Below are 18,226 nucleotides of genomic sequence, written 5' to 3'. Positions count from 1 at the left end.
TTTATTCTCCTTCAACCTAAATTATAAAATTTAAATTTTTGTAAATTTTATCTGCTTTATTCAAAATATCTCTCAGCGTAACTTTTTTTAATATGGAAAGAATCTCTTCGTTCAATTCATCAAAAATTCTTAACATATCACAACCATCTTTGTTTATAAACTTCCTGCAATCAAATATAACTAAGTCTCTTTCCGTTATATTAATTATTTCATAAAGAGAGATTTCTTCAGGTTGTTTTACTAAGAGAAATCCACCATGAGCTCCTTTTTTTGAGTCAACAAGGCCGTGAATCTTTAACTCTGAAAGGGTGAGCTCGAGAAATCTACGAGGAATTCCATATTTCTTAGCAATAGTTGCTCCTTTTAATAATTCATTTTTTTGCCTCGCTAACTCAATCAAGGCAATTATAGCATAAATAGTCTTTGATGTTGCATTCATACAAAACTCCTTTCACAAAAATAATAATTAAAATCATATCACTTGTCAATATAAAAATCATGCTCTTTATGATTTTTATGTTTTATAAAAAACAAAACGGATACTTTAGTACCAGATAAAAAGAGATCAGTATTATAGTCATGATAAAATTATACAATGTTTATAGTCTTCTAATCCATACTGACTAAGTGTGTATAAATTACCTAATCATGTGTAAAGTCTACACACATTTTAAATACACCTTAAGAAATATCTATTATTTATCAGTAAATTAAAAATTTTGGCATTCTGGCATCCATTATGCATTACCATAGGTGCAACAAATCAAAAACATAAGGAGGTAGCCATGAAAAGGTTATTACTTTTAGCAGGTCTAATAATTTTCGGAGCAACACTTGCATTCGCTCACGGCCCAGGTTTTGCAAGAGGTATGTGGGGCGGTTATCAGCAAGGATACGGAATGGGAATGATGGGACCACAATTTCAAAACAGAGGTTACAACTCAGTACCATACCAACAAAATTTTGGCCCAGGCTTTTGCATGGGATACGGCCAAAAATGGTTTGCAAACGCAAACGGAATTTCTGAAAAAGAAGCTAAAAATTTGGTTAGTAAAATTCTAAAAGAAAATTTTAAAGGGTACAAAATCAAAGAAGTAGAGAAATTTAGAATGCCTATGGGTACAATGTATGAGGTTGATGTTGTAGATGCGGCTGGTAACAGGTTTGAATTTCATGTAAACCCTTTTGGTGCAGTAATGGGGCCATTTCCAGATAATTACGATAAAGAAAATGATAACGATTAAGGGGAGAGAATTCTCTCCCCTTTTTAAATTTTCAAGGAGGCTATTATGCATAGATACGGCTTTGGATTTATGGGGATTTTTGGAATAATTTTCTGGGCAATTTTCATAATCTTAGCGGTATGGGTCATTTCAGTTGGATTTAAACTTTTTGATAAATCAAATATCATAGTAGAAAAAAGAGATAGAGCATTAGAAATTTTAAAAGAAAGATATGCAAAAGGTGAAATCACAAAAGAAGAGTTTGAAGAAATGAAAAGTGATTTGGACATAGTGCAACTCCTACGTTTTTTTGTTGTATAAGAAAATGATATTATGTAATGAATTAAAAATGGGACAGAGGACTACAGTGGGAATAAGCTTAAAAGCTTCATATTTAGTCTGTCCCCCGTCCCGAAAGTCCCTATTGGTTGATTTGGCTATCAAGCCACTGTCAAACGGGAGTTTGGATTCGGGACTAAAATATTTTAAGTGAGGTTTGACATGAAAAATGACAAATTTGCTTTCTTTATAGGGGTAGATGTTTCCAAAGATAAGTTTAACCTTGCTATTGTTAACAATAAGCTTGAGCTTCTTAAAGAAACTGAATTTCAAATGGATATTGAGGGGTTTAACAGCTTCTATGATTTGATTAAAAAATATAACTCCTCTGTTATTGCTCTTGAATCTACTGGCAGCTATCACATTAACCTCTTAGCATTCCTTGTATCCAAAAAGAAAGATGTCTGTCTTATTAATCCAGCTCTCATTAAAAAATTTGCCCAATCAGTTACTCTCAGAAAAACTAAAACCGATAAAATTGATGCTGTTATTATTGCTAAATTTATAGCTAAGAATATTGAACATTTCAATTATTTTGTTCTTCCTGAGTCCAATGATATTATCGCACTTGCCAGGATGAAAGAAAATATTGCTCAGTAAATTGCAAGAATTAAAACTCAGCTTAAACAGCATCTTACTGTAGTATTTCCTGAACTTGTGGCAAATGCCAATGTATTTACTCAATCCATTTTGCATATCCTTAAACATATGCCTACAGCTGAACTCATCAGGAATGCTAATGAAAATGATCTTCAAAAGATTTTTGATGAATTGAAGTTTGCACATAAGTCAAATATTACCCCTCAGAAGCTCATATCCCTTGCTAAATCCTCCATTGGTATTTCCTCTGATATCTGGGCTACTGTCATCAAAGAAAATGTTGAAATGCTCATATTTCTTAATAGTCGACTTAATAATATTACGAAGGAATTTATTGATAGAATAAAATCTTCCAAGAAAGATGATATGGAGATTATTACTTCTATCAAAGGAATTAATGATATTACCGCTGCCCATTTTCTTGCAGAAATTAAAGGTATAAACAGATTTGCCAACAGAGGTAAACTTGCCGCCTATGCTGGGATAGATCCTGCTATTAAACAATCCGGAAGTATGTATAGTAACGGCAGAATAAGTAAAAAAGGATCCAAGTCCCTTAGGCGTATTCTTTATCTTATGGCAAGCGGTGTTATGAAGTTTAATGAGTATTTTAGAGCGTATTATTTGAAAAAGAAGGAGGAAGGTATGCCACACAGAAAAGCTATGATTGCACTGTGTAACAAACTTGTGCGTGTACTTTATGCCATGCTTACAAAAAAAGAGGTTTTTCATATGCCTGGATTATCTTAATAATCTTTAATATTTATAGTTGACTAATTTTGTGTAAGATTTTTTTCCTCCTGTAATCTACTATATTTTTCTTTTCGTTTTTTTCGTAATACTGATAAAAAATATCCCCAATGTTTTGTTTTCCGACGATTGTAACTCTCATTCATTTCCAAAATTACTAAAAATACTACTTTCTCTAACGCTTTCTTATCATTAAAAAACCCTATAACTTTACTACGCCTCTTAATCTCTTTATGAAATCTCTCTAATGAATTCGTTGTATAAATGTAAGGTCTCATTAATGATGGGGGATTGGGAGAAAAATTGTGTATGAGAAAAAAATAGTTGAGTTAACAAGAATAGTAGAGATAGAAAAAGAAGTAAAAAACTCTGGAGGTTGTACAATGAGTAAGAGAAAGAGAGAAATATCTGAAAACAACCTGCAAGAACTTTTTTCAAAAATAGACGAATACTTGGAAAAAGGGAATAAGCCTAATATTGCTATCTTTTTGAAGAATTGTTGAATTACGTTATGGCTAAAGAACGAGAAGAGTATTTGAAGAAGAATCCTTTTGATTTGGCAAACGGATTTTATAATCGCAAACTAAACATAAAATACGGGGAACTTGATATAAAAGTTCCCCGAGTTAGATTTGGTAATACATTTCGTCCTTCGTTACTTCCTACTCATTGGAAGAGAGTGGACAAAGAATATGAAGAGCTTCTACTTGCAATGCTAACCAATGGCTATACAAAATCCAAGATATCAAGAACGGTCCGTAAACTGGGTTTATCATTTAGCGAAGATGTTAAAGGTACAATAATTCCCCAGTAAAAGGCCCTTAAAAATCCCCACCTGTGTATGTTAACATCCTCCAACAAATACACAGGTTGGAGGAAATAAAATGCTGGGGGTAGAAATGTATTACACAGTAAAGACATTGTTGTCGCAAGGCAAAAATATTTCCCAAATAGCCAGGGAATTAGGGATCGACAGGAAGACAGTGAGAAAGATAAGGGACAAAGTGAAAGACGGTAAAGTAGAAACACCCAAATTTTCAAGAGTAAGTGTTTTAGAGGCTTACAAAGAAGAAATAATCGAATACCTCTCAGAAGGTTTAACAGCAGTATTAATCCATCAGAAACTAATAAGTGATCATGGTTTATCCGTAAGCTACAGTTGTGTGAAAAAGTATGTTAGGAAATTAAAAGGCCCGGATGGAATTTATGTCCCATTAATTTCCCCACCAGGCGAAGAAGCCCAAGTGGACTTCGGTTACATAGGTTATCTTTATGATAGCGAAAAAGGTAAAAAAGTAAAGAGCTGGATATTTTGCATGGTGCTATCTCATAGCAGATATAAATATTATGAAATAGTTAGGAGTCAGGACGTAGAAACATTTTTAAGATGCCACATTAATGCATTTGAATATTTTGGAGGAATTCCTAGAGTAATCAAGATAGACAATTTAAAATCTGGAGTATTGAAAGCAAATTTTTATGAACCTGTAATACAGAAAGAGTATGCTGCAATGCTTGAATATTACGGTAGCAGTCCATTTGCTTGTAAGGTGAGATATCCCCAGGAGAAAGGGAAAGTGGAAAGCGGAATTAAATATGTGAAGAATAATTTTTTCAAATCAATTCAAGAAAAAGATTATTATAAAGTCAAAGGTCTTCTACGAAAGTGGCAAGACAATGTATGTAACAAGAAAATACATGGCACGACAAGAAAAATTCCTTTTGAACAATTTGTAGATAAGGAGAAAAGTAAATTGCAGCCTTTACCATCTCAGAGATACGAGGTTTATGACATATCGGAAAGAATAGTAAACCGCTATGGTCACATTACTTACAGATATAATTACTACTCAGTACCCTACAATTACATAGGCAACAAAGTAAGTATTCGCAGCAATGGTAATATATTAAAAATTTACAATGATAAATATGAAGAGATAGCAATTCACAATATATCTAAATCAGTAGGAGAATTCATAACAAAAGAATCTCATAATCCGAAATTAAAATCTGTAGATTATGAAGCAAAATCGCTTGAGATAGGTACAAACACCTTTGAATTTTATAACAGGTTAAAGGAAGAAAAGCCCCATCATTATCACCGTATGATGCAAGGAATTTTTAATTTGATGAAGAGTTATGATAAAGATACAGTGGAATTGGCATGTAAGAGAGCAAATGAGTTTAATTCCATTAGTTATTTGTCAGTAAAGAGGATATGTGAAACTGGTTTATATACTCAAAAAGATGCGTCATCTAAAGAATCGGTTAACTGTGGTGGTTTTTCGAATGATTTAAGTAAATATGATTTATTAGTTAATTGATGAGGGGGAGGGTATAAATGCAAGATATTTTAAAAAAACTAACAAATTTTAAGTTATCCGGAATGGCAAAGACATTAGAAAGCCGAAATCAATATGCAATAGAAAACAGTTTGAGTTACCTGGATTTTCTTGAATTGTTACTTGATGATGAGTCAGTGAACAGACAGAATAATTCTTTTAAGAGAAGATTTTCAAAATCTAAGTTGGATTCATCCAAAACATTACCTATGTATGATTTTACTTATCAGCCTGAACTGAATAAGCAAGAAATACTTGATATAAGTAGTTGCAGATTTATAGAAGAAAAGAAGAATATAATATTCATGGGTAATCCAGGAGTTGGCAAAACACATCTTGCAAATGCCATAGGATTAGAGGCTTTAAAGAAAGGATACAAGGTTTTATTTATTCACGCCAATGACATGGTATCAAAATTAGTATCATCGAAAGGAGATGGTAGTTATTTTAGTGTATTAAAACAGTTTTTAAGTGTGGATTTACTGATAATTGATGAGGTTGGTTTTAAGAAAATACCTTTAAACCATGTTGATGAATTTTTTGAAATAATCAGACATAGATATGAAAATAATTCTATAATTATCACTACTAATAGGCCTTTCGAAGAGTGGGGTAATATATTTGGTGATGTTGTTTTAGCTTCTGCTATCATAGATAGACTCGTACATCATGCTCATATTTTTAGAATCAATGGTGAAAGCTATAGAATCAAAAGTTTACAATCTATGAAAAATACTAAAAGGTAACTGGGGAATTTTAAGGGCCCTAAGGTGGGGATTTTTACTTGACTTTAACAGCGAAGATTCGTTGGAAATGGTAGAGGAGCTAATTTACGAAAAGCTTGATTATTTTAAGACTCGTCCTCTGAAATCAGATTGGTTTTCAGTATTTATAGATGCTTATCACTGTGAATTGAGAGAAGAAGGCAAGATGGTAAAAATTAGCATATTTGTAGCAGTAGGAATAGATATGGATGGTTACAAGCATATTTTGGGTTACTGGGTACATAAGGGTAATGAGAATTTAGGTTTATGGAGCGAGGTATTTCAGGATTTGATAAATCGAGGTTTGAGTAAAGTATTTGTATTTGTAACTGATAATTTTTCAGGGTTAGACAAACTATTGAAAAAGTTTTTCCCGTTATCGGATCATCAACTTTGTTATGTTCATTTTGCCAGGAATCTGAGGAATAAGCTCTCTCCAAAGGTATCAAAAGAAGCTATTGCTCTGTGGAAGAAGATAAAAATGGCTTATGATTATGATGAAGGTTGTAAACTTTACGATCAGTTATTGACTCTTGTAGAGAAAAACAAGCCTGATTATGCTAAGTATCTGCAAAAATATAAAGAAAATTATTTAAATTTCTTAAAATACCCTGAGGATATTCGCAAGTATGTGTATACTACAAATATTGTTGAATCCATAAATGCAGGCTTAGAACGTATGAGATATGATGTTGGCGGTTATTTTGGTTCTATGAAAACAATTGAAATTAATCTTTTTGTTCAGTTGATAAATCTTCATGATAGCTGGTTAACAAAGCCTATTCCTGTCCTTAAAAGTAAAGCCTATGATTTGAAATAAATGTTTTCACTAAAATTTAACTTGATGGAAGATGAGGTCTTTGATATACACAATTTTTGAGGTAAGTCTCGCAGTCAAAACCAAAAATGCAGCTTCAACGTTTTTAAAATTCACTATCAAGTTTGGGTTACCTTCAACTTTGTTTTTAAATCTCAAAACTCCTCTTTTCTTTTGTAAAACAAAGCAAACCCATCTGGCTTAACCCTCATCATCACACAATAACCATCAGGCCAAGCTGAAATTTCCTCTTTTATCCTATCTTCATATTTTGATATCACCTGAAACGCTCTGCCCATCACGAAAAAGAATATTTTAACGATAACTTCTTTAAACCCCTTCTTTTTGGATAGTACGCTTGATACTTATTAGACATATATAACCTCTTTTAATTTTAACTGAGCATAAATTCATTTTATCCTACTTGCGCTACTTATGTCAAGAAATGTGACACATGGCATCATCCCATTTTTTTGCAAACATTACAATTGAGTTTTTAATGTTTTCGTGATAATTTTAAAATATAGAGTTTTACAAAGAATTAGCCAAACATTACAATGAAATATTCCCATTTGAAGAAGAAATATTCGACTTTCTCACCGATTTTGCAGATAAGAATAAAACTATACTGGATATCGGTTGCGCAACAGGATATTACACCAAGGCATTGATTGACAACGGCTACAAAGCCTTCGGTATCGAATACACCAAACACTTCTCTTTTATCACTAAAAACGTATCAATAGCCGACATGAAAATGTTACCTTTAAGAAAACAGATTTTCGGCACAATCTACATAATAGGCAACACTCTTGTGCATGTAAACAACAAGCTTGAAGCCGCAAAAGTTATCAGAGATTCATTAAACCTTCTTGAAAGCAAAGGGAAGCTGATTATACAAATAATGAATTACGATAGAATTTTCAAAGAAAAAATCACAGAGCTTTCTACCATTGAAACCGAAAATCTCATATTTAAAAGATACTATACATTATCAAGCACAGAATCAATCATTTTCAAAACTGTCTTAACAATCAAAGAAAATAAAGAAACCTACATACAGGAAACTCAACTTACTCCAATATTCTACGAAAATTTTACTACTGTAGCAGATAGCCTTAATAACTGTTATCTCCAGTTTTTTGGAGATTACTCTAAAAACAAATACTCTAAATATACAAGCCCTTTACTTATTGCCGTATTTTCAAAACTTTAAACACAGCAGCAAAGAAACCATCCATTTCATATTTAAGAGGAGTCGTCTTAAAAAAAACATCCAAATCAAGCTTCTCTACAATATATCTAAAATAGTCTTAACATCAATCAACTCTAAGTTCTTATACTTATCAAGGAAATAATCTACCTGATCTTCATTTTCTCTTTTCAATATTGAACATGTCACATACACAATATGCCCACCTTTTCTCACAAATTTGACTGCATTATCCATTATCATCCGCTGCTTTTGCAGCAAAGTGCTTATTTTATCAGCATCAAGTCCAAGTCGCAAATTTAAATCCACATCTCTGCGGATACTTCCCAGCCCACTGCAGGGCACATCAATAAGCACCCAGTCATAAAATTTCAGCTTTGGCTTCTTTATTATCTTAACTTCACAATTAGACACTTTCGCCCTTCTCATCAGGATACTCAACTTGTTTCTATCAACATCGTAGCATTCAAGCTTAATTGAATTTTGCATAACAGACATCAGGGCAAGGCTCTTACCACCTGTGCCTGCACAGTAATCCACCACCTTATCACCAGGTTTTGCCATAATAAGCAGAGAAATTAGCTGACTGGCTTCATCCTGAATTTCATAAAGTCCTTTTTTAAACTCATCAAATTGGCGGGCATTTATCCTTACTTTTAATCTTAGTCCAAAAGGGCTAACTTCTGTGTAAGTTAAATCAACCTTTTGAGACAGTTTATTATACAGTAGTTCTCTACTGTTTTTCAGAAGATTTGTCCTTATTGTCAAAGGAGCCCTCTTAAAAAATGACTTAAAAACATTTAAATCATCAAAACTTTCTGCAATCATCTTTGCAACATCAGCATTAAAAGAAAATATTTCCACCAGTTCTTTTTTCGACAATTTTCCTGTTTTTCTAAAATCTCTTCAGTATCATAAGAATCAAAAAAATTAAGTTCTTTTTTGTACAATCCATAGAATCTTATACATTTGTAAAAATAGTCAGTAACCTCCTTCCTTAGTGAAGAATTAAACTGTTTTTCCCTTAGGTACGAATCCAATACACTTCTTGCAACAGTTCTGCTTCGAGCAACATTTTCAACAAGAATGCCTATTTCGTTCTTCAATCCATCGTTCAATATATATCACCTATCCGATGATTTTTGTAATAATTATTATTGACTTTTTAAAATATTAGCTTAAATATAACAATAAACATTTTTATAGGTTGTTGTAAAATTTTTTAAGCTTTTAAACAAAAATTTTAAAAATCATATGAGAAAATTGTATAAAATCAATATTTTTACATACAGTTTTTTGCAAAATTTTGCTTAAAAACTATAAACACAAGTGAGGTTATAATGAAAAAGAAAGTAATAGTTGCCATGAGTGGTGGGGTAGATAGCTCTGTTGCAGCATACTTAATGAAAGAAAAAGGTTATGAAGTAATAGGTATAACTTTGAAGCTGTTTGACGGTCAGGAAAAACTACTTACAGATGCTAAACGTGTTGCAGATTTTCTTCAGATAAAATGGGAAATGGCTGACTATTCAGAGTATTTTAAAGATGTCATCTCATATTTCATAAACACATACAGAAAAGGTAAAACACCAAACCCATGTTCTTTTTGCAACAAAAACGCCAAATTTTCTTTTCTCTTTAACGAAATGCAAAAGCATGATGCAGAAATGATTGTTACAGGGCACTATGCAAGAGTCGTAGAATTCAATGGTAAAAAGTACATAGCTAAAGCCTTTGATCCTAAAAAAGACCAGTCATATTATCTCAGCCTTCTCGATGAGTTTCAGGTAAGTCTGTTATATTTTCCACACGGTGAAACTACAAAAGAGGAGGTTAGAAAACTTGCCAAAAATATTGGACTGTCAGTGGCAGAGAAAAAGGATAGTCAAGAAGTTTGCTTCTTGATGGGCAAAGATTACAGGACTTTTCTTAAGGAAAAAATAAAAGCAAATAGTTTCAAAAAAGGCTATTTTCTTCTAAATGGTAAAAAGATTAAAGAACATGACGGAATAGAGTTCTACACTGTCGGTCAAAGAAGGGGGTTAAAATTAAACTATCACGAATCCCTATATGTCAAAAAAATAGATGCTGATTCTGGTAATATCTATCTTGGGAAAAAAGAAGAGGTTTTTTATAGAGGTGTTAAATTAGAAAACTGCAATTTTCTTGATCAAAACAAACGCTTATTTAGAGCAAAAGCAAAAATCAGATACAGAATGAATTCCGCTCCCTGTCAGGTTGAAGTTCAGCCAGATGGCAAAGCTTTCTTGTTGTTTGACGAACCACAATTTGCACCGACACCAGGCCAAATAGCAACTATTTACATTGATGATAGGGTAGTTGGAGGAGGATTCATTGCAGAAGTATTTTGAAAATTTCACTTCCTGCTTAGTTGCATTAAGCGGTGGAAGAGATAGCGCCGCTGTCCTAAAACTTGCTGTGGAATTTCTTGGTAAAGAAAATGTGTTTGCCGCAACCTGTGTTAATTTCAATGTGTTTCTCTATGAAATTGAAAATGCAAGAAGAATAGCTGATTATTTTAAAGTACCTTGGATCCCTTTTTATACAAATCAATCACATGAGTTTTTAAAAAACCCTAAAGACAAATGTTACTACTGTAAAAAAGAAGTTTTAAAAACACTGACAGTGATAAAAGATAAATACGGCCTTGATATAATTTTTGACGGAACAAATACAGATGATTTAAAGGATTACCGTCCTGGGATGAAGGCATTACACGAATACAGTGTCAGATCTCCACTACTTGAAAATAATTTCGGCAAAAAGTTTGCGGCTGAAGAAACCTCGTTTCTTCAAAAAATAGGAGTCCATTTCACGGTGGAATCTTGTGCTGCAACAAGAATAATGGAACAAGAAATTACTTTAGATCTATTGAGAAAAATAGAGCTTACAGAAAACAGCCTCAGATACAGATATCCTACAATAAGAATCAGAGTTCTTAAAAATAAAATTAAAGTTGAATTCAAAAACAAAATCTCATTGACAAAGAACGATAAAGAAATAATTCGTGAGAAAATAAACAAATATTTTGATGTACCAATTATCACTATCCAATCTTAAATTGACAATTTGACACAATTAACTAAAATTACCAACATGAACTATAGCTCAGAAGTAAAAGAAATTCTTGACACCCCCTTAAACATGTTAACTTTTGTAGTTTTTGACATAGAAACTACTGGTATTCATCCAGAAAATGGGGATAAAATATTAGAAATCGGTGCAGTAAAACTCCACCCAGATTTTAGGTTCTATTTCATTTCGTGTGGGTAACACATCAAATCACCACAAACTTGTAATATCTTAAACCTCAAGTATTGAAAATTTCTATAACCATACGCTCGCTTGATTAACGTCTTAATCACATTATTTACACCCTCAAGTTGCCTGTATCGCTGACATTCGGACAGTGATACAGGCAAATATCACGCCGCTCCTCCTCTATCTTACAATTTAATATCCTACTCAGATGAAAATAATCATATACTATATCTGCCCTGGGAAATAATTCCTTAACTGCTTTTTCATAAGATAACCAAAAATCCACTGTGACTACCTTTAAATTACAATCGTTTATTTGCTCCAAGGCGGTCTTAGCATTATCAATTTTCCTGCCTCGTTCAACCCGTAACACCTTATTGCGATCATAATCAAACAATATAGTCGCATATCTGTGACCTCGCTTAAATGATATCTCACCTATACTCAATCGCTCAGTCTTGTAAAAAGAAAACTTCTTTTTCAATTCGTTGTAATCTATCCTGTATAAAATCGACGTAGGTATTCCTAGTAATCTAGAAGCCGTTTTATTATCAATATATTTTGTATATCTTGTTATTAATTCCCCTCCAAATTTCGAATATGATTGACGTGGAGAACATATACCATGTACCTCTGTATGAACTTTATTAGTTACTGGGCATCTCAAACGATATATTCGAGTTATAGCATATACCCCCATACCATTCACGCTGCCAATAAAAAATTTTCGCTTTCTGGAATCATATCAGCTGTGAACTTTTCCGCACTCTCTGCATATTGATGGTGATACACGCTCTAAATATAATACGATTGAGTTATTCTCTTCCTCTAAATCTACTATTTATACACTTGAATTTTAAAAAAGGTTGATATAATTTTTTCATTGAGGGACATGGTTAACCTCCTTTTGTGTTTTTTGTTGTTGTTTTTTTTCAAAAAATTTAAGGTTAACCTGTCCATCTTTCAAGTGATTTCTCACTGAAATTTTAGAATAATTTCCTTTATCTATTGATTATATCTATACACATTACCCACACTATTTGAAATAGATCTATTTTTTATATAATTATACCTTAACTTTTTTAACAATACAATAAAATATAATTTTTTACTAATCATACTACAATTAGTTTTTGATAAAATCTCTATCTTCCTGTTATCTATTACTTTTTTTTATTAACTTTTAACTAATAGGTATTTTTATATCCTACTACAAAGTTTTAAAAGAATAAAATATTTGAGGTGTTTTTTAAGATTTAAGCAGTAAATGAAAAAGTAGTAGATTAAAATGGAATAGAAATTTCACATAAAATTTGCTGTCTTATTTTTTATCATTATATCTTTTTACAATTCCATTCAGGGAAATATTTTCTTATTAATTTGTTTAGTTCAATTTCGAATTCAGTATATTTTTTTCTATTCGGTTCACTATATAAAGTATTTTGTTTATAGGAGGCAGCTTTGATAATCATGCCTGCGCCGACAGTATTATTTGTAATTCTATCGATAAATATAATACCACCTGTATGTCTGTTTTCCCAGTAATTATCAAATGGAATTTCCGTATTTAACACTACCCTACAATAAGCTATTTCATTCATCTGGAGTTTATTGTCTTTTTCCTTTTCTAATGTATTAACATTTATTTTAAAATATATCTCATCAACATATCCTGATACATAAGAAGTAGCTCTCTTCACATCATAAGTCTTATCTACCACCAAAGGCTCTTCACCCATCCACACAATAAACACATCAATAGTATCACTCATCTCAGGCAACTCATTAGATTTTACAATCAAATCTCCTCGACTTATATCAACTTCATCTTCTGTGAGTAATGTAACAGCCATCGGAGAACGAGCTATGCTCGTATGTTCAACGTTCAACGTTCTATGTTCTACGTTATCAGAACCTTGAACGTTGAACTTTGAACTTTGAACCTCTCTATCACTTTGAACGTTGAACCTTGAACCTTGAACTTCTTTATATGCTGGTGGTACTATTGCTTTAACTTTTGTTTTTACTCTAGATGGTAAAACCGTGATCTCATCATCCACCTTGATACTACCAGAAACTATTGTGCCGCAATATCCCCTGTAATCCAAATTCGGACGATTGACATACTGAACTGGAAATCTAAATTGTTCAATGTTCAATGTTCTACGTTTAACGTTATCAGAACCTTGAACTCCTTTATCACTTTGAACTTTGAACTTTGAACTTTGAACTTCTACTGTATCTAGGTATTCAAGTAAGGTTTTGCCATTGTACCAGGACATGTTCTCACTTTTTTTAACAACATTGTCACCTTTGAGAGCGGAAATGGGGACAAAAGTAAGTTCAACGTTCAATGTTCTACGTTCAACGTTATCAGAACCTTGAACCTTGAACTTTGAACTTTGAACAATCTCCCCTATCGTCTCCCCAATCCCCCTCATCATCTCAATATAATCTCTCTTTATCTTCTCGTAGACTTCCTGCTTGTAGCCTACTAAATCCATTTTGTTAATAGCCACAATTATATGCTTAATACCAAGTAAGGTTACTATAAACGTGTGTCTCTTAGTTTGTGTTAATACACCATTTCGCGCATCAATAAGAATTACTGCCACATCTGCGTTTGATGCTCCTGTTACCATATTTCTCGTATATTGTTCATGCCCAGGAGTGTCTGCAATAATGAATTTCCTCTTTTCTGTCGAAAAATACCTGTAGGCTACATCAATGGTTATCCCTTGCTCTCTTTCTGCCTGCAAACCATCTACTAAGAGAGAAAAGTCTATTTCGTCTTCCGTCCTTTTATACTTAGCTTCTGCCTTCAAAGCCATAAGATGGTCTTCAAAAACCATCTTAGTCTCATAAAGAAGGCGGCCTATAAGCGTACTCTTTCCATCATCAACACTACCGCAGGTGATAAAACGTAAAAGCTCCTTTTGTTCGTGTTGATGCAAATACTCAAGTATGTCATCTTTTATCAACTTTTCTTCACTCATTACTCCTCCATAATAGTACTAAGTGTTAAGCGTTAAGCATTAAGAAAAAAGAATTAAATTTTAAATCTTAGTGCTTAGTACTTAGCGCTTAGCACTTAATACTCAAAAATACCCTTCGATCTTTTTCCTTTCCATACTCCCCACCTGGTCAAAATCTATCAATCTTCCCTGACGCTCTGAGTATTTTGTGAGGAGCATCTCTTGTATAATTTCAGGCAAAGTAGTAGCTCTTGATTCTACTGCCCCAGTAAGTGGATAACACCCCAATGTCCTGAATCTCACCCATTTCATTTGTGCTTTCTTTCTTAATTCTTCTGGCATCCTATCATCATCTACCAGAATCAGCGCACCTTCATACTCCACCACAGGTCTCTCTTTTGCAAAATAAAGCGGCACTACAGGAATATTTTCAAGATAAATATAAAGCCACACATCAAGCTCTGTCCAGTTTGACAATGGAAATACCCGTATGCTTTCCCCTTTATTTTTCTTCAAATTATATACATTCCAGAGTTCTGGTCTCTGATTTTTAGGATCCCATCTGTGATTTTTATCTCTAAAAGAAAATATCCTTTCTTTAGCTCTTGATTTTTCTTCATCCCTTCTTGCACCACCAAAAATCACATCAAATTTATACTTATTTAAAGCCTTTTTCAAAGCCTCTGTTTTCATAATATCAGTATGAACCTTACTACCATGTATAAACGGGTTAATCCCCCTTTGAACCCCCTCCTCATTAACATACACTATTAATTCTAATCCCAACTCTTTTGCTCTCTTATCTCTAAAATCTATCATATCTCTAAATTTCCAAGTTGTATCCACATGCATCAATGGAAAAGGTGGCTTTGCAGGATAAAAAGCCTTCATAGCCAGATGTAACATTACTGACGAATCTTTTCCTATAGAATAGAGCATTACAGGGTTTTCTGCCTCTGCAACCGCTTCACGGATGATATGAATACTTTCATATTCTAATAATTTTAAATGCGTTAACTTCTCTTCTGTAATCATAACAACCTCACATAAAGTTCAATGTTCAACGTTCATGGTTCATGTAGGTGTAAGTGAAAGTGAAGGTGTTTGCATTCATCACCACACCACTAACCACTACCATACCACTTACACCTTTACTTTCACACTCACACTATCTAACTAAATTACTTTTTCCTAATAACGACAGACCAGTAATTATCAATTCTCTTTTGTTCTATAATCTCATGTCCTTCCATAGCAACGGATCTTGGAACATTGTCTATTGGATCACCATCATCCAGATATACCTCAAGTAAATCACCGCTTTTCATTCCAGCTAAATCCACTTTTATACGCACAAAATTCAACGGACATGATACACCTCGATAATCCTTAAACACCTTAATTTCAGGTTCTGACACCTTATCCTTCTCTTTTGGTTCATCAATTCCAGTAACAATATTTAAACTTTCATCAAGCTCGTCATAAAAACGTTTCACTGTATCAACAAACTCCAAAATCTCATCTTCACGCTCTGTTGTTAAAGACTGATTATCAATAAGCAGTCTTACAATATTTTCATATTTTGTGCTGACAAGCCCTGTTTTAAAATAATGCTCATCAAAGAGCTTTATCAATTGTTCATTAGATTCTGCATCATATCCTTTAAGCAGTAGTAACATTTTAACTGACTTAAAAATCATTTCATTCAATAAATCTAACTTGTCTTTACCATTAATTTCTTTTACTTTCTTTTTATATTTTACAAGCTGTTCTAAATACAACTCTACTAAATCAAACATACTTGCAGAACATTCACCCGGTCCAATATCATTCACATTGAACAATTCATCAGAATTCCAATCATAATAAAAAGAGTTATCTTCTTCAAATGAAGGAACATATTCAAAATCTTTCAAAATTTCTCTAATTCGGCTTTCACCAAACTTATTTAAATAGTCTTGAAAACTTGCTAACCCTGATTCTGCAAAATCTTTTAAAACTTCAATAACAAAGTAAGGCATTTTTTTAGCGCTAATTTCTCCAATTTTCTCGCCAAATTTAGTACCACCATCTTCAACTTTGCCACCAACAAGCACATTATACGCAGGATATAAATATCCATCGTTACGCTTTGCTTTACCAAAAAATCCGAGGTTACCTATCAGGTGTTTACCACAAGAATTTGGACAACCAGAAATATTTATCTGAATTCTACCTAAAGCAGAAAACAATTCTATATTCTCTGAAATTAATTCATAAATTTTGGAAACTGCACCTCTCGGCTTACAAATGCCAAGCTGACATGTATCTGCACCTTTACATGCAATAATATCAGAAATTATACGTGGATTATCAGAATTTGTATCAAGCTGTTTGATAATATTATAAACATTGGGTAAATATTCACCTTTTATATTGCGCAAATGAATATTCTGATTTATTGAAAACCTTATAACATCTTCACCAAAATTTTCTAAAAATTTGGCCAGCTTTTTAGCATCTTCTGTACTTATATCACCATTTTTTAAAGGTATTTCTATTGTATAAAATCCTTTTTGCTTTTGCTCTTTTACATAATTACGTTTCCATTCACCAAACCCTTCATCTATAGGTTCTTCAGGTTTTAAATTAATAATATCATTTAAAAAGTTTCTTTCTTCCTTATATAATGCTTCATAATCCTTTAATTCAAACTTTTCTTTTTCTCTTTCAAATAGTTTTATAAATTCTTCTCTTCCAAGTTTGTTATATAAAAATCTCAAACGAGCAGAATGTCTATTCTTCCTATTTCCGTATTTATAAAAAAGTAACTTCACACCATTTACTACCTGATAAACCTCATTTATCGTAATAAAATCATATAAAAGTTCAGCTATCCTTGATTTTCTGCCAAGTCCGCCACCTACATAAACTTTAAACCCTTTTTTACCTTCTTTTATTCTGGCAATAAACCCAACATCAGAAATTGTAGCACAAGCAGAATCTTCATAAGTATTGGAAAAAGTTATTTTAAACTTCCTCGGCAAATTAAATGAATCATCCTCTTTTAACAAATCATTAGTAAGACCCACAACAACTGGAGTAATATCATAAGGTTCCAAAGGGTTAATTCCTGCATCAACACTCATCACAATATTTCTAACTGTATTACCACCACCACCTTTTGAAGATAATCCACATTCAATAAGTCCCTTAGAAATATAAACTGTATTTTCTATTACAACATCATGAATCTGAATATCTTGTCTTGTAGTAACATGTAACTTTTCAGAACCATATTTGTCTGCAAGTTCTGCAATTACATATAGCTGTTTTGGAGTAATGATCCCTCCTGATAATCTAATTCTTACCATGTATGTTCCAGATTTTCTCTGCTCATATATACCAAAAGGAACACGTATTCCTTTAAATTTTTCTGGCTCAATTCTCCCTTTCAGGAAATCATCTACTGCTTTTTCATATTTTGCCAAATCTTCATAAATTGTATACGGTAAAGTATATGTCAACATTTATATCACCTCATATTCTATTTTTTTTACTTTTCCATCCTTTATCTCAAAACACTTCAAATCTCGCTGCCCATTCATTAAAGAAATAATAAAGTAGTAAACATTCGGATCATGTGCCAACCTGATATCTTCTTCTGAAGGCCTTGCAGGAGTACTTGGATGCGAGTGATATACGGCTATTATATCTAACCCTCTGTTTCTTGCATCCTTAAATGCGTTAAACTGCTCTTGAACATTAAAAGTAAAATGCTCTGGGCTTTGATCTTCATTTTTTATTTTATAATAATTTGTAATTACATCACCTTTCCCAGCAAGATATCCACAAACTTCATTTGGCAGTCCGCTTATAGCATATTCAAATAACTCTTCCACTATCTCTTTTTTTATTTTTAGCATAGATTTACCTTTTTTT

At 32.7% G+C, this 18,226-nt stretch carries 24 protein-coding genes and 1 pseudogene; 13 read left to right on the top strand and 12 right to left on the bottom strand.

What is annotated here, in order from left to right; translation table 11 throughout:
* Positions 1-16: 16 nt before the first annotated feature.
* Entirely contained in the window at positions 17-439 is a 423-nt protein-coding gene (locus tag FHQ18_RS11530) for an RrF2 family transcriptional regulator (RefSeq protein ID WP_149267325.1), read from the bottom strand.
* 346 nt (positions 440-785) lie between these two features.
* Here FHQ18_RS11530 and FHQ18_RS11525 point away from each other — a divergent pair, with 346 nt between their 5' ends.
* The 4 genes from FHQ18_RS11525 to FHQ18_RS11510 all read left to right on the top strand — a co-directional run bounded on the left by FHQ18_RS11525 (position 786) and on the right by FHQ18_RS11510 (position 2,912).
* Positions 786-1,244 carry a PepSY domain-containing protein gene (locus tag FHQ18_RS11525; RefSeq protein WP_149267324.1) on the top strand — a complete coding sequence of 153 codons (459 nt, stop codon included), beginning with the start codon at positions 786-788 and terminating at the stop codon, positions 1,242-1,244.
* 45 nt (positions 1,245-1,289) lie between these two features.
* Positions 1,290-1,544, top strand: a complete 255-nt coding sequence (locus tag FHQ18_RS11520; RefSeq protein ID WP_149267323.1) for an SHOCT domain-containing protein — start codon at positions 1,290-1,292, stop codon at positions 1,542-1,544.
* 180 nt (positions 1,545-1,724) lie between these two features.
* The gene (locus tag FHQ18_RS11515) at positions 1,725-2,162 is read left to right on the top strand and encodes an IS110 family transposase (RefSeq protein WP_149267322.1); all 438 of its coding nucleotides are present in this window, start codon (positions 1,725-1,727) and stop codon (positions 2,160-2,162) included.
* Positions 2,163-2,270: 108 nt separating this feature from the next.
* A complete protein-coding gene (locus tag FHQ18_RS11510; protein ID WP_223144620.1) occupies positions 2,271-2,912 on the top strand; it encodes a transposase in 642 nt (213 codons plus the stop codon).
* Between the two features lie 23 nt (positions 2,913-2,935).
* Here the strand turns inward: FHQ18_RS11510 and FHQ18_RS11505 are convergent.
* Positions 2,936-3,199 (bottom strand): annotated as a pseudogene (locus tag FHQ18_RS11505) (transposase); the annotation flags it as partial.
* 18 nt (positions 3,200-3,217) lie between these two features.
* Here FHQ18_RS11505 and FHQ18_RS11500 point away from each other — a divergent pair.
* The 5 genes from FHQ18_RS11500 (at position 3,218) to FHQ18_RS11480 (ending at position 6,838) form a co-directional block, all read left to right on the top strand.
* A complete protein-coding gene (locus tag FHQ18_RS11500; protein WP_149267320.1) occupies positions 3,218-3,415 on the top strand; it encodes a hypothetical protein in 198 nt (65 codons plus the stop codon).
* Between the two features lie 8 nt (positions 3,416-3,423).
* Positions 3,424-3,726, top strand: coding sequence for a transposase (locus FHQ18_RS11495; RefSeq protein ID WP_149267319.1), 303 nt, complete (start codon positions 3,424-3,426; stop codon positions 3,724-3,726).
* A gap of 70 nt (positions 3,727-3,796) precedes the next feature.
* Positions 3,797-5,236, top strand: a complete 1,440-nt coding sequence (gene istA, locus FHQ18_RS11490; protein WP_149265869.1) for an IS21 family transposase — start codon at positions 3,797-3,799, stop codon at positions 5,234-5,236.
* 17 nt (positions 5,237-5,253) lie between these two features.
* Entirely contained in the window at positions 5,254-6,000 is a 747-nt protein-coding gene (gene istB, locus FHQ18_RS11485; protein ID WP_223144591.1) for an IS21-like element helper ATPase IstB, read from the top strand.
* 61 nt (positions 6,001-6,061) lie between these two features.
* Entirely contained in the window at positions 6,062-6,838 is a 777-nt protein-coding gene (locus tag FHQ18_RS11480) for an IS256 family transposase (RefSeq protein ID WP_149267318.1), read from the top strand.
* A gap of 9 nt (positions 6,839-6,847) precedes the next feature.
* Here the strand turns inward: FHQ18_RS11480 and FHQ18_RS12680 are convergent, their stop codons facing one another.
* Both FHQ18_RS12680 and FHQ18_RS12675 read right to left on the bottom strand, forming a co-directional pair.
* On the bottom strand, positions 6,848-6,994 hold the full coding sequence (locus tag FHQ18_RS12680) for a hypothetical protein (protein WP_188020413.1): 147 nt from the start codon (positions 6,992-6,994) through the stop codon (positions 6,848-6,850).
* Positions 6,991-7,134: a hypothetical protein gene (locus tag FHQ18_RS12675; RefSeq protein WP_188020412.1), complete on the bottom strand. Its 144-nt coding sequence runs from the start codon at positions 7,132-7,134 to the stop codon at positions 6,991-6,993. Before FHQ18_RS12675 ends, FHQ18_RS12680 begins: the two co-directional genes overlap by 4 nt.
* Positions 7,135-7,358: 224 nt before the next feature.
* Between FHQ18_RS12675 and FHQ18_RS11475 the strand changes: the two genes are divergently transcribed.
* Positions 7,359-8,051 carry a class I SAM-dependent methyltransferase gene (locus FHQ18_RS11475; RefSeq protein WP_149267317.1) on the top strand — a complete coding sequence of 231 codons (693 nt, stop codon included), beginning with the start codon at positions 7,359-7,361 and terminating at the stop codon, positions 8,049-8,051.
* A gap of 75 nt (positions 8,052-8,126) precedes the next feature.
* On the opposite strand, the gene FHQ18_RS11470 is transcribed toward FHQ18_RS11475, so the two are convergent.
* A complete protein-coding gene (locus FHQ18_RS11470) occupies positions 8,127-8,930 on the bottom strand; it encodes an RsmB/NOP family class I SAM-dependent RNA methyltransferase (protein ID WP_188020410.1) in 804 nt (267 codons plus the stop codon).
* A complete protein-coding gene (locus tag FHQ18_RS11465) occupies positions 8,873-9,166 on the bottom strand; it encodes a hypothetical protein (RefSeq protein WP_149267315.1) in 294 nt (97 codons plus the stop codon). The genes FHQ18_RS11470 and FHQ18_RS11465 overlap by 58 nt, the downstream gene beginning before the upstream one ends.
* A 222-nt stretch (positions 9,167-9,388) precedes the next feature.
* Between FHQ18_RS11465 and mnmA the strand changes: the two genes are divergently transcribed.
* From mnmA to FHQ18_RS11450, 3 genes are read left to right on the top strand one after another with little or no spacing between them, the layout of a single operon-like run.
* Entirely contained in the window at positions 9,389-10,420 is a 1,032-nt protein-coding gene (gene mnmA / locus FHQ18_RS11460; protein ID WP_149267314.1) for a tRNA 2-thiouridine(34) synthase MnmA, read from the top strand.
* Positions 10,404-11,129, top strand: coding sequence for an ATP-dependent sacrificial sulfur transferase LarE (larE, locus tag FHQ18_RS11455; protein WP_188020409.1), 726 nt, complete (start codon positions 10,404-10,406; stop codon positions 11,127-11,129). The genes mnmA and larE overlap by 17 nt, the downstream gene beginning before the upstream one ends.
* Before the next feature lie 36 nt (positions 11,130-11,165).
* Complete coding sequence (locus FHQ18_RS11450) at positions 11,166-11,342, top strand: exonuclease domain-containing protein (RefSeq protein ID WP_149267312.1); 177 nt, start codon at positions 11,166-11,168, stop codon at positions 11,340-11,342.
* Here the strand turns inward: FHQ18_RS11450 and FHQ18_RS12995 are convergent.
* From FHQ18_RS12995 to FHQ18_RS11420, 6 genes are all read right to left on the bottom strand, one after another.
* On the bottom strand, positions 11,321-11,434 hold the full coding sequence (locus FHQ18_RS12995) for a hypothetical protein (RefSeq protein ID WP_188020408.1): 114 nt from the start codon (positions 11,432-11,434) through the stop codon (positions 11,321-11,323). The two genes, FHQ18_RS11450 and FHQ18_RS12995, sit on opposite strands and share 22 nt — an antisense overlap.
* Positions 11,435-11,439: 5 nt before the next feature.
* Positions 11,440-11,997 carry a transposase gene (locus tag FHQ18_RS11440; RefSeq protein ID WP_188020407.1) on the bottom strand — a complete coding sequence of 186 codons (558 nt, stop codon included), beginning with the start codon at positions 11,995-11,997 and terminating at the stop codon, positions 11,440-11,442.
* A 667-nt stretch (positions 11,998-12,664) separates the two neighbouring features.
* Positions 12,665-14,326, bottom strand: a complete 1,662-nt coding sequence (locus FHQ18_RS11435; protein ID WP_149267309.1) for a sulfate adenylyltransferase subunit 1 — start codon at positions 14,324-14,326, stop codon at positions 12,665-12,667.
* A gap of 102 nt (positions 14,327-14,428) precedes the next feature.
* Positions 14,429-15,340: a sulfate adenylyltransferase subunit CysD gene (gene cysD / locus FHQ18_RS11430; RefSeq protein ID WP_246798763.1), complete on the bottom strand. Its 912-nt coding sequence runs from the start codon at positions 15,338-15,340 to the stop codon at positions 14,429-14,431.
* Between the two features lie 146 nt (positions 15,341-15,486).
* Complete coding sequence (locus FHQ18_RS11425; RefSeq protein ID WP_149267308.1) at positions 15,487-17,814, bottom strand: sulfurtransferase TusA family protein; 2,328 nt, start codon at positions 17,812-17,814, stop codon at positions 15,487-15,489.
* Positions 17,815-18,210, bottom strand: a complete 396-nt coding sequence (locus FHQ18_RS11420) for a M67 family metallopeptidase (RefSeq protein WP_149267307.1) — start codon at positions 18,208-18,210, stop codon at positions 17,815-17,817.
* Between the last annotated feature and the right edge of the window lie 16 nt (positions 18,211-18,226).

The sequence above is a fragment of the Deferribacter autotrophicus genome (genome assembly GCF_008362905.1).
GTDB classification, from domain to species: Bacteria; Chrysiogenota; Deferribacteres; order Deferribacterales; family Deferribacteraceae; genus Deferribacter; species Deferribacter autotrophicus.
Note: the sequence above shows the minus strand (reverse complement) of the source record. Positions and strands in the feature narration are given on the sequence as shown.